A 13,301-nucleotide genomic window follows, 5' to 3' on the forward strand; every position below is an offset into this window, starting at 1 on the left:
CTACCGGCGACGGCGCGGAGGATTGATCCTCCCCCGCGCCGCGCCGGTCACTTGCTGGTGGGGAACCCGAGGTTCACGCCGCCGTGGGAGGGGTCGAGCCAGCGGGAGGTGACGACCTTCCCCTGGGTGTAGAAGTGGACGCCCTCGGTGCCGTGCATGTGCGTGTCGCCGAAGAGCGAGGACTTCCAGCCGCCGAAGCTGTAGAACGCCATCGGCACCGGGATCGGCACGTTGATGCCGATCATGCCGACCTCGACCTCGTTCTGGAAGCGCCGGGCGGCGCCGCCGTCGTTGGTGAAGATCGCCGTGCCGTTGCCGAACTCGCTGCCGTTGATGAGCTCCAGGCCCTCTTCGTACGATTCGACGCGCACGACCGACAGGACCGGGCCGAAGATCTCCTCCAGGTGCACCCGGGAGCCCGCGGGCACCTGGTCGAGCAGCGTGGGGCCGAGCCAGAAGCCGGGCGTCCGAGCCGCCGCGCCACCGCCGCGCACGGCCGTCTCGCGGCCGTCGACCACCACCTTGGCGCCCTCCTCGACGGCCAGGTCGAGGTAGGAGGCGACCTTGTCGCGGTGCGCCTCGGTGACGAGCGGGCCCATCTGCGACTCGGGGTCGTCGCCGGGGCCGATGGTCAGCTGCCCGACCCGCTCGGCGATCTTGCGTACCAGCTCGTCGGCCACCGGCTCCACGGCCAGCACCACCGAGATCGCCATGCAGCGCTCGCCGGCCGAGCCGAAGCCCGCCGACACGGCCGAGTCGGCGACCAGGTCGAGGTCGGCGTCGGGGAGCACGAGCATGTGGTTCTTGGCGCCGCCGAGCGCCTGCACCCGCTTGCCGTGCGCGCTCCCGGTCTCGTAGACATAGCGGGCGATGGGGGTGGAGCCGACGAAGGAGACGCCGCGCACGTCGGGGTGCTCCAGCAGCCGGTCGACCGCGACCTTGTCGCCCTGCACAACGTTGAAGACGCCGTCGGGCAGCCCGGCCTCCTGCCAGAGCCGCGCCATGAGCAACGACGCGGACGGATCCTTCTCCGAGGGCTTGAGGATGAACGTGTTGCCGCACGCGATCGCGACCGGGTACATCCACATCGGCACCATGGCCGGGAAGTTGAACGGCGTGATGCCGGCCACGACGCCGAGCGGCTGGCGGATCGAGTAGGAGTCGACCCGGGTCGAGACACCTTCGGAGAAGCCGCCCTTGAGCAGGTGCGGGATGCCGCACGCGAACTCCACGACCTCGATGCCGCGGCTTACCTCGCCCAGCGCGTCGGAGTGCACCTTGCCGTGCTCGGCCGAGATCAGCGCGGCCATCTCGTCGCGGTGCGCGTACATGAGCTCGCGGAACGCGAAGAGCACCTGTGCCCGCTTGACCAGCGAGGTGGCCCGCCAACCGGGGAACGCCGCCGCCGCCGCGGCGACCGCCGCGTCCACGTCCGCGACCGACGCCATCGCGACGCTGCCGCTGACCTCACCGGTGGCCGGGTTGAAGAGCTGGCTCGTACGGGGGTCGCCGTCGACGAGTGCTCCGTTGATCCAGTGGTTGACTGACTTCACTGAGCTGCCTCTGCGTTGATGGTCTCAAGTGCGCTGACGATGATCTCCAGGCCCTGGGTGGCCTCGGCGACCGAGAGCGTGAGCGGCGGCGCCATGCGGATGGCCGTGCCGTACAGGCCGCCCTTGCCCGCGAGCAGGCCCGCCTTCTTCGTCTCCTCCATGAACCGCGCGGTCTGCGCGGGGCTGTCGAGCTCGACGGCGAACATCAGGCCCTTGCCGCGCACGTCGCGGACGATCGGCAGCCGTAGGGCGGCCTCGCGCAGGCCGTCCAGGATGATCTTCCCGGTCCTGGCGGCGTTGGCCTGCAGGTCGTGGTCGAGCACGTAGTCGAGGGTCGCGTTGGCGGCGGCCATGGAGATCGGATTGCCGCCGAAGGTGGACAGGCCGACGGCGGGCAGGCTGTCCAGCAGATCGCCGCGGGCCACGATGCCGCCGACGGCGAAGCCGTTGCCCAGCCCCTTGGCGAAGGTCATCATGTCGGGCGTCACGCCGTGGTTCTGGATGCCGAAGAACGCGCTGCCGGTGCGGCCCCAGCCGGTCTGCACCTCGTCGGAGATGAACAGGATGCCCTGCTCGTCCAGCACCTCCTTGTAGGCGGCGAACAGCCCGTCCGGAGCCATCGTGAACCCGCCCACACCCTGGATCGGCTCGGCGATCAGCGCGGCCACGTCGGCGGCGACGGCGGTGGCGAGCACGTGGCGCAGGTCGTCGACGCAGGCCGCGATGTAGTCGGCGTCGGACAGCCCCTTGAACTGGGTCAGGTGGCGGTCGGTGCCGTGCAGGAAGTGCGCGTTCAGCGGGGAGAGGGAGTTGTTCTTCCAGGACCGGTGGGAGGTGACGCCCACGGTGCCGAAGCTGCGCCCGTGGTAGCTCTGCCGCATGGCGAGCACCTGGTCGCTCTTGCGGGCGTAGGTGGCCAGCAGCAGCGCGGTCTCGTTGGCCTCGGTGCCGGAGTTGGTGAAGAAGACCTTGGCGTCGGGGATGCCCGAGAGCCTGGCGATCTTCTCGGCGAGCTCGACCTGCCCGCGCAGGAGATAGACGGTGCTGGTGTGCACGACGCCGGTGGCGAGCTGTCGTTCGACCGCCTCGCGCACCTCGGGGACGTCGTAGCCGATCATGTTGGTCAGGATGCCGGCGAAGAAGTCGAGGTAGCTCTTGCCGTCGGCGTCGACGACATGGTTGCCCTTGCCGCTGACGATCTCGATGGGCTCGTTGTAGTTGAGGCTCACCCAGTTGGGGATCACTGCCCTGTGGCGCGCGAGAAGCTCGGACATGTCTTGAGTATCCCGGTTATCCGGCGACGACCCCAACCTCAAGATGTCGGCGCAGGCGGAAATTGTCTTACACACTGTTACTCACGCTTCCACTAACCACACCTGATGACGATATGTCCTGTCATAAGCAGGAGACTCCAGGGGCCAGAGCAAGAGGTTTGAGCCAAGTTCGCGATGGTATGGGTAGGTCTAGCAGGAGATATGTGGGAGATCGCCCCGTTAGGGGGAAGCCTTCTGGGGAACCGTCCAGGAGACGCAACAGGCGGTCTCCGCGGTCGTGAGGCCGCCAGATCGGGGGAACCCAATGCGCAAGATGCTCACGGGCCTGGGGCTGGCCTTCTTCCTGACGCTCGCCCCGGCCGCCGCCGCCACGGCGGACACGGTGACCGCACCGGTCGCCCAGAGCCAGGTCAACCCATCACCTCAGCCGCAGCAGCGCGACGAAGGCGGCGGCAACGCCGGCCTGTGGGGCCTGCTCGGCCTGCTGGGTCTGCTCGGCCTCGCGGGCATGCGCAAGCAGAAGAGCCACGTCGGCACGGCCGAGCACATGACCAACCGCCCGCAGCGCCCATAGGCAGGGCGCGGTGAACACGCGGTCCCCGCACGGGGTAGCCCGAGCGGGGATCCGCCACGTCCCCTAGGGGAACGCCCGTCCCCCTGGGGACGTACGCCGGCAGACGGGCCTACGCCGCGGGAGGCACCCGAGAAGCCCTCCAGCGGCCGACGACCGGCATGGTCCCGGTCGAGCACCATCAGGTCATCGAACGAACGACCTGAGGAGACCGGCCATGACGATCACCACCGACTTCACCGCCCACCGGCGCACCGAGGCGCCGTCCGGGCCGCCTAAGCTCGACCGCGAGCAACTCCGCCGCGCCCAGCAGGACACGATGGACACCCCGCGGATGGACTACAGCCTGCTGGCCAAGATGATGTTCAAGCCCGTCGACATCCTGTACGGCAAGCAGGGCTCGTACACCAAGTTCGCCATGCTCGAGATCATCGCCCGGGTGCCCTACCAGGCGTGGGAGCGGATGGGCTACTGGGCCGTGCACCGGCACGCCGGCCGCTCGGCGCTGGCCCGCAGGGTCTTCGAGCGGATCGTGGAGGCCCGCGCCGACCAGGACAACGAGCAGTGGCACCTGCTGATCATGCAGGATCTGGTCCAGCGCGCCGGCGACAAGCAGGGCTGGCTCCTGCACAAGGCGGCGCCCTGGATCATCGCGTTCTTCTACTACCACGTGTCCTGGGTGCTGTTCCTGGTCAGGCCGGACTGGAGCTACCGGCTGAACGCCGAGTTCGAGGACCACGCCGAGCATGAGTACATGACCTTCGTGGCGGAGAACCCGGACCTGGACTTCGTCCCCGACCCCGGAACCTACGCCGCGGAGTACGGCCGCTACCGCTCGGTGGCCGACCTGCTCCGGCAGATCGGCCACGACGAGCGTACGCACAAGCTCGACAGCCTGGAGAGCATGCGCGAGCCCCGTGTTCGCTAGCCCGGGTCAGACGCTGACGGGCTCAGGGGCGGCGGCAGGAGCGGCGGGCCGGATGACGATGAGCGCGAGCAGTGCCGCGGCCACGCAGAATCCGGCCCCCACCCATGACCCGAGGTGCACCGCGTCGGTGAAGGCCGCCTTGGCCTGCTCCACCAGGGCCGGCACCTCGATCGCCACGCCGATCGACTCCCTGGCCGCCTCGGGGGCGCCTTCGGGCATGGAGGCGGTGAAGACCCCGGCCAGCACGCTGCCCAGGATGGCGATGCTCATGGCGAGGCCGACCTGCTGCACGGTGTCGTTCATGGCCGAGCCGACCCCCGCGTACTCCAGCGGGATCGCATTCATCAGCGAGGCGTAGGCCGAGGGCCCGGCGAGGCCGCCGCCCACGCCCATGACCACGAGGCCGACGAGCAGCGGCAGGTAGCCGGTGGTCGTCGCCATGACGGCGAAGCCGCCGGCCATGACGAGCAGGCCCGCGGCGATCAGCGTCCGGTTGCTGACCTTCTGCCCCAGCCCGGCGCCGACGCCGTTGAAGATGGCCGCCGCCACCGCGTACGGCAGCAGGGCCAGCCCGGCGCGCATCTCGCCGTACCCGAGCACGAACTGCAGATACTGGGTCAGCATGAGCATCACGGCCCCGGCCCCGAACGACATCAGCAGGATGGCGAACGAGGCCCCGCTGAAGTTACGGTTCCTGAAGAGCTGGAGCGGCAGCATCGGATGCTCCTGGCGGCGCTCCCAGATCACGAAGGCGGTGAGCGTCACCACCGCCACCGCGATGATCACCGGGTCGAACTCACGCTCGATGATCACATAGACGGCGGCGGTCAGCCCGACGATGGACAGCACCACACCCACCGGGTCGAGCTTGCGCCCGGCGCTGTGCGTCTCCGGCATCAGCACCACGGCGGCCACGATCGCGATCACAACGATGGGGATGTTCAGCAGGAAGACCGAGCCCCACCAGTAGTTCTCCAACAGGAAGCCGCCCAGCGTGGGCCCGAGGATCACGCTGATCATCGCCACCCCGCCCCACACGGCCATGGCCTTGCGCCGCTCCTCCTCGTCGAAGACGGTCATCAGGATGGACAGCGTCGACGGCATCATGATCGCCCCGCCGACGCCCATCAGCGCGCGGGCGCCGATGAGCTGCCACGGCTCGGTGACGAACACGGCCAGCACCGACGCGCCGCCGAACAGCACCAGGCCGATGATGAGAAAGAGCCGGCGGCCGTAGCGGTCCGACAGGCTGCCCGCCGTGAGCAACAACCCGGCGAAGGCCAGCACGTAGGCGTCCAGAATCCACTGGATCTCGGAGAATGACGCCCCCAGATCGCTGATCAGCGAGGGGATCGCCAGATTGAGCACGGTGCCGTCCACGGAAAGGACGAGCAGTGCGAGGCACAGGACGCCGAGGATCCACCAGCGGCGGGGATCTCGTACAGTGTTCGATTTCACTCGCACACTGTACGACAAAGCTCGTACGGTGTGCGAGTGCCTTTATCCTGGGGAGGTGACCGGCAAGCAGTTCACCTCCGTCTGGACGCGCGAGCCGCGCCCTGCCAAGAGCCCCGGCCGAAGCCGCGACGAGATCGTCAGGGCGGCCATCGAGCTGCTCGACGCCGAGGGCCTCGAAGGGCTCAGCATGCGCAAACTCGGCGCGCGGCTCGGCACCGGCGCCACCAGCCTCTACTGGTACGTCGCCAACAAGGAGGAGTTGCTGGAGCTGGCCTACGACGACTTCTGGAGCGAGATCACGGTGCCGGAGCCCACTGCGACGACCTGGCGGCAGACCGTCGCGGCCGCCGCCCACGGCATGCGCCGGCTGATCCTGCGCCACCCCTGGTCGGGCGAGCTCATCGGGCGCATGCCGTCACTCGGCCCCAACGCCCTGGCCTTCGCCGCGGTCCTGCGCAGGACCTTCAAGCTCGCCGGATTCGCCGGCCTGGAGATCGACTACGCGAACACGACACTCACCGCCTACGTCTTCGGCATGACCATCCCGGAGCTCGCCTGGAACAAGTCGAAGGCCGACGGCGGCTACGACCCCGACAGCATGCGCGAGGCCGTCACCAAGGCCACCGCCGGCATTCCCGACCTGGCCGAGAGCGTCCAGGGTTCCTGGGATCTCGATCCGGACCAGGTGCGGGAGATGGCCTTCAGTTTCGGGCTCGGCGCGGTGCTTGATGGCCTTGAGGCTCGGCTGGTGACGTAGCAGGATCCGGAGCATGAGCGATTTCCGCGCGGCCCGTGACTTCCTGCTCCACGCCGACTACGACACCGCCCGCCGCGACTTCCGCTGGCCCGAGCTGACGGAGTTCAACTGGGCGCTCGACTGGTTCGACGGGGTGCTGGCCGCCGAGACGCCCGACGCGATCGCCCTCAAGATCACCGGGAAGGTCTCCTACACCTTCGCCGAGCTGTCCGTCCGCTCCAACCGGGTGGCCAACTGGCTGCGCGAGCAGGGCGTCAGGCGCGGTGACCGGGTCCTGCTCATGCTGGGCAACCAGGCCGAACTGTGGGAGTCGCTGCTGGCCGCCATGAAGCTCGGCGCGGTGATCATCCCGGCCACGACGCTGCTGACGGCCAAGGACATCACCGAGCGGATCGAGCGCGGCGGCGTCTCCCACGTGATCGCGAACGCCGCGGACGCGAGCAGGTTCGGCGGCGGGCCGTACACCCGCATCGCGATCGGCGACGCCTACGGCTGGCTGTCCTACCACGACAGCACGCACGCGGCCGAGCGCTTCGTCCCCGACGGCCCCACCCGGGCGGGCGACACACTGCTGCTCTACTTCACCTCGGGCACCACCTCGGAGCCCAAGCTGGTGGAGCACACCCACGCCTCCTATCCGGCGGGCCACCTGTCCACCATGTTCTGGATCGGCCTGCGGCCCGGCGACGTGCATCTCAACGTGTCCTCCCCCGGCTGGGCCAAGCACGCCTGGAGCAACGTCTTCGCCCCCTGGAACGCCGGCGCCACCGTGCTCATCCACGACTACCAGCGCTTCTCGGCGACCGAGCTGCTGCGCGTGCTGCGCGACGAGCGGGTGACGACCTTCTGCGCGCCGCCGACCGTGTGGCGGATGCTCATCCAGGAGGACCTGGCGACGTGGCAGCTGCCGCTGCGCACCGCGGTGGCCGCCGGCGAGCCGCTCAACCCCGAGATCATCGACCAGGTGGCCAAGGCGTGGGGCATCACGATCAGGGACGGTTACGGCCAGACCGAGACCACCGCCCAGATCGGCAACGTGCCCGGCGAGCCGGTCAGGCCCGGCTCGATGGGGAAGCCGCTGCCGGGCTATGAGGTGGTGCTGCTGAACGTGGAGACCGGCGAGCCCGGCGACGACGGCGAGATCTGCCTTCCGCTCGACCGCCGCCCCCTAGGCCTCATGTCCGGATATATCGCTGGATCGGGTGAAGCGATGAGAGACGGGCACTATCACACGGGTGATGTCGCCACCCGGGACGCCGACGGCTACATCACCTACGTGGGCAGGACCGACGACGTCTTCAAGGCCTCCGACTATCGCATCTCACCGTTCGAACTGGAGAGCGTGCTGCTGGAGCACGAGGCCGTGGCGGAGGCGGCCGTGGTGCCCGCCCCTGATCCGGTACGACTCGCCGTACCGAAGGCGTATGTGACGCTCGCGCCCGGGTTCGAGGCCGGCGAGGTTACGGCGCGGTCGATCTTCGAGCACTCCCGGCGTGAGCTCGCGCCGTTCAAGCGGCTGCGCAGGCTGGAGTTCGGCGAGCTGCCGAAGACGATCTCCGGCAAGATCCGGCGCGGGCAGCTCCGCGACCAGCCGGCCGGGCGCGAATACCGGGAGGACGACATCTTGAAGTGATCAGCTTGCACTCTGTCAGTCGGCCTCGCTCCGTTCTTACAAAATGATCGGATAGGCTCGCCCATGTGCTGCCCACCATCGCCGACATTCTCGTCCTGGAAAGCGTTCGCCGGGGTAACCCGGCCGTCGTCGCGGGCGCGGACCGGCTCGACACCAAGGTGCGGTGGGTGCACGTCGGCGAGATCGCCGACATCGCGCAGCTGCTGCGCGGCGGCGAGCTGGTGCTCACCACGGGCGTCGCCCTGCCCGACGACCCGGGCAAGCTCACCGACTACATCGTCGAGCTCTCCTCCGTCGGCGCCTCCGGGCTGATCGTCGAGCTGGGCCGCAGGTTCGTCCGCGAGCTGCCCGCCGAGGTGGTCAAGTGCGCCGAGGAGCACGGGCTGCCGCTGATCGTGCTGACCCGCGAGACGCCGTTCGTGCAGATCACCGAGGCCGTGCACGCCCGCATCATCGACATCCAGCTTGAGGAGCTGCGCGCCTCGGAGCAGCTGCACGAGGTGTTCACCGAGCTGTCGGTGGAGGGCGCGTCACCGGCGGAGGTGCTGGCCCAGGTCTCCCGGCTGTCCGGCCGCCCGGTGCTGCTGGAGAACCTCGCCCACCAGGTGCTGGCCTGTGAGTCGGCCGGCCGCGACACCGGCACGCTGCTGGCCGGCTGGGAGAGCAGGTCGCGGGCGGTGGCCCCGGCCGAGCGCACCGCCTACGACGCCGCGTCCGGCTGGCTGGTCACCACCGTCGGCGCCCGCGGCCAGGACTGGGGCAGGCTGATCCTGCTGTGCGAGGCCAAGCCCTCGCCCCGCGACCTGGTGCTGGCCGAGCGCGCCGCCACCACGCTCGCCCTCGGCCGCCTGCTGGAGCGGCACCAGGAGTCCCTGGAGCGCCAGGCGCACGGCACGATCATCACCGGCATCCTCACCCACGCCTACGCCGACCCCGATGAGGCCGCCGCGCGCGCCCGGGCGGTGGGCGTGCCGCTCACCGGCCGCAAGCTGGTCAGCGTTGTCATCCGCCCCACCGACGCGCTCGACCAGGCACTCGACGGGCAGGCCGAGCTCGGCGAGCTGGCCGAGGCGACCGCCGCCGCCTGCCGCGACGCCCGGCTGCCGGCCCTGGTGGGCGCGCTCGACCAGGACCGGGTGGGCGTCCTGCTGCCCCTGCCGCCCCGCACCAGCCCCGAGCCGGCGCTGACCGCGCTCGCCGAGCGGCTGCGCGCGCTGTGGAAGCCCGGCGCCTCCTTCGTGCTGGCCGCCGGCTCCATGGTCGAGTCCATCAGGGACGTACGACGCAGCTTCCTGGAGGCGGAGCAGGTGGCCGACGTGGCCGTCCGCCAGCCGGACGGCAGGCCCTACTATCGCCTGCCCGACCTGCGCCTGCGCGGACTGCTGCACCTGCTGCGCGACGACGCCAGGCTGCAGACGTTCGCCGAGCGCGAGCTGGGCGCGCTGCTGGCGCACGACGCGCAGCGCGGCGGCGACCTGACCCGGATCCTGCGCATCTATCTGGACGCCGGCCGCAACAAGGCGGTGGCGGCCCAGAAGGCGCACCTGTCGAGGCCCGCCTTCTACGACCGCCTGCGCCGCCTCGAACGCATCCTCGACACCGACCTGGACGACGTCGAGTCCTGCCTGTCGCTGCACGTGGCACTGCTGGCCCTGGAGTCCTTCCGCAGAGACAGCAGCCGCTAGAACTTCATCGCGTCCCTGACCTCGTCGAGCGTCGTGATCGCCCGCTCGCGCGCCCGCTCGTTCCCCTCGGCCAGCGCCGCGTGCGCCTCCTCCGCCGTGTGCTCACGCCGACGCCGCCTGATCGGGCGCAGGAAGTCGTTGACCGCGTCCGTGACCAGCCTTTTCAGCGCCGCCGCGCCGCCGTACCCGATCTCGTCGGCGAGCTCCCGCTGCGGGCGGCCGAGACACAGCGCCGCCAGTGTGAGCAGATTGGCCACCTCCGGGCGGTCCTGCTCGTCGAAGGTGATCAGGCGCTCGGAGTCGGTGCGCGCCTTGCGGATGAGAGCCGCGGTCTCGTCCTCGGTGGCCGACAGCGGGATCGCGTTGCCCCGGCTCTTGCTCATCTTGCCGCCGTCCAGCCCCTTGACCAGCGGGCCGTCACCCATCATGGCCTCCGGCACTGGGAAGACCTCGGCGTAGCGCTCGTTGAACCGCCGCGCCACCAGCCGGGTCATCTCCACATGCGGCAACTGGTCCCGGCCCACCGGCACCAGCGTGCCCTTGCAGAACAGGATGTCGGCCGCCTGGTGCACCGGATAGGTGAACATCAGCCCGTTGACCGCCTGCTGACTGCTGTGCGCGATCTCGTCCTTCACGGTCGGGTTGCGGCTCAGCTCCGCCACCGACACCAGACTCAGGAACGGCAGCATCAGCTGGTTGAGCTCCGGGATCGCACTGTGCCGGAAGATCGTCACCTTCGCCGGGTCGAGCCCGACGGCCAGATAGTCCAGGAGCAGATCGGTGACGTTCCGCTGGATCTCCCCCGGCCGATCCCTGTCGGTGATCACCTGGTAGTCGGCGATCAGAACATACATCGGGTACGTGTCCTGCAACGCGACACGGTTGGCCAGCGAGCCGAAGTAGTGGCCGAGATGGAGCGGCCCGGTCGGGCGGTCTCCGGTGAGAACGATGTGGTCCATGTCGAGCTCCTCCTCAGGTCATGCCGTCCTGAGGAAACCCACGCGCGGGGGCCGTCCCGAGGACGGCCCGTGCAGGTGAAAGTCAGCGGCCGTCTCGCGGCCACCACCACATGCACATGCGCTTCATGCATCCCATTGTAGATGGACGACGCCCTTTGTCGGTGAATCATCAAAGGCACCACCTCAACCTGGTGTCGATCTCGTAACCACTCCAACCGATTGGCGTGTTTCGCTGCGTTCGCGACCTTGATCTCGTCAGGATAGGGCCGGTCTGTTTTCTGCCGCCCTCTGGAGTTTTCATGTCTCGACGCACCCTTGTCGTCGGCCTGGCCGTGGCCGCGACGCTCACGGCATCCACCGTGCCAGGCGCCGCCGCCGAGGAGCAGGTGGCGGTGAAGTTCCCGTCGACCAAATTCCCGCTCGGCGTACGATCCGCGCCGACCAAGACCATGACGGCCGTGGCCAAGGGCATCGACCTGTACGACGTGAAAGCGGGCACCTCCACCGACGGCTACACGGTGACCGTGCTCATGCCGAGCGGGCGTGACTACGGCAAGTTGGAGACCGCCCAGGCCAAGCTCGCCGAAGTGGAGGCCACCGGGGAGATCGCCAGCCTGCAGAAGGTGGTGCGTCCCCAGGTCGCCGACGCGCCCGCCGAGGAGGTCTACATGGTGCGGGTCGGCCTGTGGACGCTCAAGGACAAGGCCAAGGCCGACAAGATGGCCAAGAAGCTCAAGAAGGCCGGCCTGAAGGTGAAGACCGACTACCTCGGCGACGACGGCCTCGAGACCACCGGCCCCTGGGACGTCAAAGTGGTCATGATCGACTCCAGGATGTTCCGCGGCAGCTATGCCGCCTCCCTCGGCACCAGCGTCGCCAAGCGCGAGACCGTCTCCTCGATGGCCAAGGCGCGCGGCGCCATCGCCGCCGTCAACGGCGGCTTCTTCAACATCCACACCGCCAAGGAGTTGCGCGGCGAGCCCGTCGGCGCCTCGGTGGTGGCCGGCAGGCTGCTCAGCGAGGCCGTCCCCGGCCGCTCCGCCGTGGTCATGAGCGGACGCACGGCCCGCATCACCGAGCTCAAGTCCACCGTCACCGTGATCTCCGAGGACGGCGCCCGGCTCCCCGTGAACGGCGTCAACCGCATGGCGGCGACCGACGAACTCGTCCTCTACACCGAGGAGTACGGCGCCAAGACCCCCGCGAACGACGGCTCCGACGTGGTCATCGACGCCAACGGCAAGGTCGTGACCCTGCGCGCCTCCGGCGCCGCGGTCCCCAAGGGCATGCGGGTCCTGCACGGCGCGGGCATCGCCTCCGACTGGCTGAACGAGCACGCCTGGGAGGGCTGGACCGTCAAGGTCGACACCAAGCTGACGGACCTGCGCACCAAGAGAAACCTCAAGCTCACCCCCGACCTGAACGTGGTCGCCGGCGGCGTCGGCCTGGTCCGCAACGGACAGGTCACGATCACCGCGAAGCGTGACGGCCACGACTCCATGAACATGATCCTCCGCCGCCACCCCCGAACCCTGGTCGGCACCACCCGCAACGGCAGCCTCATCCTTGCCACCATCGACGGCCGCCGGCCCGGGGTCACGGTGGGCGCCAACTTCGTCGAGGCGGCCCAGTTCATGCGCTGGCTCGGCGCCACCCAGGCGATCAACCTCGACGGCGGCGGGTCCACGGCGATGGTGGTCGGCAAGAAGGTCGTCAACCACCCCGCCGACGGCCGGGAACGCGCGGTGGGGGACGCGTTGCTGGTCCTGCCCAAGTAGTCGTCGCCGAGGAGGCTCCTCAGAGCGCGAAAGCTCCTCAGAGCAAAGGCTCGCCAGCCGAAGGCCCCGGAGACGCAGTCTCCGGGGCCTTCGGTCACCCATGCCTCGGTGGTTCAGCACGGCGGGACCGGCGTCCCCTGCGGTGAGTGGCTCATCCTGGACATGCCACGGCCTCCCCCTTCACGGTGCAGCCCATTCCGCTTCCGTGCCATCGGGTGAACTGCCGGTTGGGGCCAACTTCGCACGGTCGGGCGAACGGGGCGATGAGGTCCTCTCCGCGCGGTTGCACGAACGCTCTTCTACGCTCTTGCTGGTACGGCTCGATCCGCCTGCTCACCATCTGCGTATGCCGGTGAAAGGCGATCGGGTGCCCTTTCAGCAGAAGGGCGTCAACGCCATCGGGGCGACATGACACCGAGCTCCATCTGGCCGGCAAGCCGTTCGAGCTATGGGGAAGTTTGACGACATGAGGGTTGGCCTTCCTCGGCAGACGCCATGCACGCTGATCGCGGTACGTCCAGCATCACCATCGACGCCGACCGCCGTCGAGACACGACCACTCGTGCCGACTTAAACGCAAAAAAGGGGGTTCCGCACCCGCAGGTGTGGAACCCCCTCCAAAGCAGGAAGGGCCCCGACAGCCAAAGTGTCGGAGCCCTACCTGAAAGATTGTCCGGCGGTGACCTACTCTCCCACACCCTCCCG

The 13,301-nt window shown here is 69.1% G+C and carries 10 protein-coding genes; 6 read left to right on the forward strand and 4 right to left on the reverse strand.

The window, feature by feature from the left end; all coding sequences use genetic code 11:
- Window positions 1–47: 47 nt before the first annotated feature.
- Both ACTMTF_RS11775 and ACTMTF_RS11780 read right to left on the reverse strand, forming a co-directional pair.
- Complete coding sequence (locus ACTMTF_RS11775; protein ID WP_441110619.1) at window positions 48–1,553, reverse strand: CoA-acylating methylmalonate-semialdehyde dehydrogenase; 1,506 nt, start codon at window positions 1,551–1,553, stop codon at window positions 48–50.
- Window positions 1,550–2,827, reverse strand: a complete 1,278-nt coding sequence (locus ACTMTF_RS11780) for an aspartate aminotransferase family protein (protein ID WP_441110620.1) — start codon at window positions 2,825–2,827, stop codon at window positions 1,550–1,552. Before ACTMTF_RS11780 ends, ACTMTF_RS11775 begins: the two co-directional genes overlap by 4 nt.
- 304 nt (window positions 2,828–3,131) lie before the next feature.
- Between ACTMTF_RS11780 and ACTMTF_RS11785 the strand changes: the two genes are divergently transcribed.
- Together ACTMTF_RS11785 and ACTMTF_RS11790 are read left to right on the forward strand one after the other, a co-directional pair.
- On the forward strand, window positions 3,132–3,401 hold the full coding sequence (locus ACTMTF_RS11785) for a WGxxGxxG family protein (protein ID WP_441110621.1): 270 nt from the start codon (window positions 3,132–3,134) through the stop codon (window positions 3,399–3,401).
- Between the two features lie 214 nt (window positions 3,402–3,615).
- Window positions 3,616–4,326 (forward strand): alternative oxidase, encoded by a 711-nt coding sequence (locus tag ACTMTF_RS11790; protein WP_397008865.1) that lies wholly within the window; start codon window positions 3,616–3,618, stop codon window positions 4,324–4,326.
- A gap of 6 nt (window positions 4,327–4,332) precedes the next feature.
- Here ACTMTF_RS11790 and ACTMTF_RS11795 read toward each other — a convergent pair whose 3' ends face one another.
- Complete coding sequence (locus tag ACTMTF_RS11795) at window positions 4,333–5,784, reverse strand: MFS transporter (RefSeq protein WP_441110622.1); 1,452 nt, start codon at window positions 5,782–5,784, stop codon at window positions 4,333–4,335.
- A 55-nt stretch (window positions 5,785–5,839) separates the two neighbouring features.
- Between ACTMTF_RS11795 and ACTMTF_RS11800 the strand changes: the two genes are divergently transcribed.
- The 3 genes from ACTMTF_RS11800 to ACTMTF_RS11810 all read left to right on the forward strand — a co-directional run bounded on the left by ACTMTF_RS11800 (window position 5,840) and on the right by ACTMTF_RS11810 (window position 9,859).
- Window positions 5,840–6,541 (forward strand): TetR/AcrR family transcriptional regulator, encoded by a 702-nt coding sequence (locus ACTMTF_RS11800; protein WP_441110623.1) that lies wholly within the window; start codon window positions 5,840–5,842, stop codon window positions 6,539–6,541.
- Window positions 6,542–6,554: 13 nt separating this feature from the next.
- Window positions 6,555–8,174 (forward strand): AMP-binding protein, encoded by a 1,620-nt coding sequence (locus ACTMTF_RS11805; protein WP_441110624.1) that lies wholly within the window; start codon window positions 6,555–6,557, stop codon window positions 8,172–8,174.
- 65 nt (window positions 8,175–8,239) lie between these two features.
- Window positions 8,240–9,859 (forward strand): PucR family transcriptional regulator, encoded by a 1,620-nt coding sequence (locus ACTMTF_RS11810; RefSeq protein ID WP_441110625.1) that lies wholly within the window; start codon window positions 8,240–8,242, stop codon window positions 9,857–9,859.
- On the opposite strand, the gene trpS is transcribed toward ACTMTF_RS11810, so the two are convergent.
- Window positions 9,856–10,818 (reverse strand): tryptophan--tRNA ligase, encoded by a 963-nt coding sequence (gene trpS, locus ACTMTF_RS11815; protein ID WP_441110626.1) that lies wholly within the window; start codon window positions 10,816–10,818, stop codon window positions 9,856–9,858. The two genes, ACTMTF_RS11810 and trpS, sit on opposite strands and share 4 nt — an antisense overlap.
- 299 nt (window positions 10,819–11,117) lie before the next feature.
- On the opposite strand from trpS, the gene ACTMTF_RS11820 reads away from it, so the two are divergent.
- Window positions 11,118–12,596, forward strand: coding sequence for a phosphodiester glycosidase family protein (locus ACTMTF_RS11820; protein ID WP_441110627.1), 1,479 nt, complete (start codon window positions 11,118–11,120; stop codon window positions 12,594–12,596).
- Window positions 12,597–13,301 lie beyond the last annotated feature (705 nt).

This window comes from Nonomuraea sp. ZG12 (assembly GCF_052068115.1).
In the GTDB taxonomy this organism is placed as follows: Bacteria; Actinomycetota; Actinomycetes; order Streptosporangiales; family Streptosporangiaceae; genus Nonomuraea.

Excerpts from the sequence above, each read along its gene's own strand:
- ACTMTF_RS11780 (WP_441110620.1), bottom strand. The coding sequence starts at position 2,827 with ATGTCCGAGCTTCTCGCGCGCCACAGGGCAGTGATCCCCAACTGGGTG.
- ACTMTF_RS11785 (WP_441110621.1), top strand. The coding sequence starts at position 3,132 with ATGCGCAAGATGCTCACGGGCCTGGGGCTGGCCTTCTTCCTGACGCTC.
- ACTMTF_RS11790 (WP_397008865.1), top strand. The coding sequence starts at position 3,616 with ATGACGATCACCACCGACTTCACCGCCCACCGGCGCACCGAGGCGCCG.
- ACTMTF_RS11805 (WP_441110624.1), top strand. The coding sequence starts at position 6,555 with ATGAGCGATTTCCGCGCGGCCCGTGACTTCCTGCTCCACGCCGACTAC.
- trpS (WP_441110626.1), bottom strand. The coding sequence starts at position 10,818 with ATGGACCACATCGTTCTCACCGGAGACCGCCCGACCGGGCCGCTCCAT.
- ACTMTF_RS11820 (WP_441110627.1), top strand. The coding sequence starts at position 11,118 with ATGTCTCGACGCACCCTTGTCGTCGGCCTGGCCGTGGCCGCGACGCTC.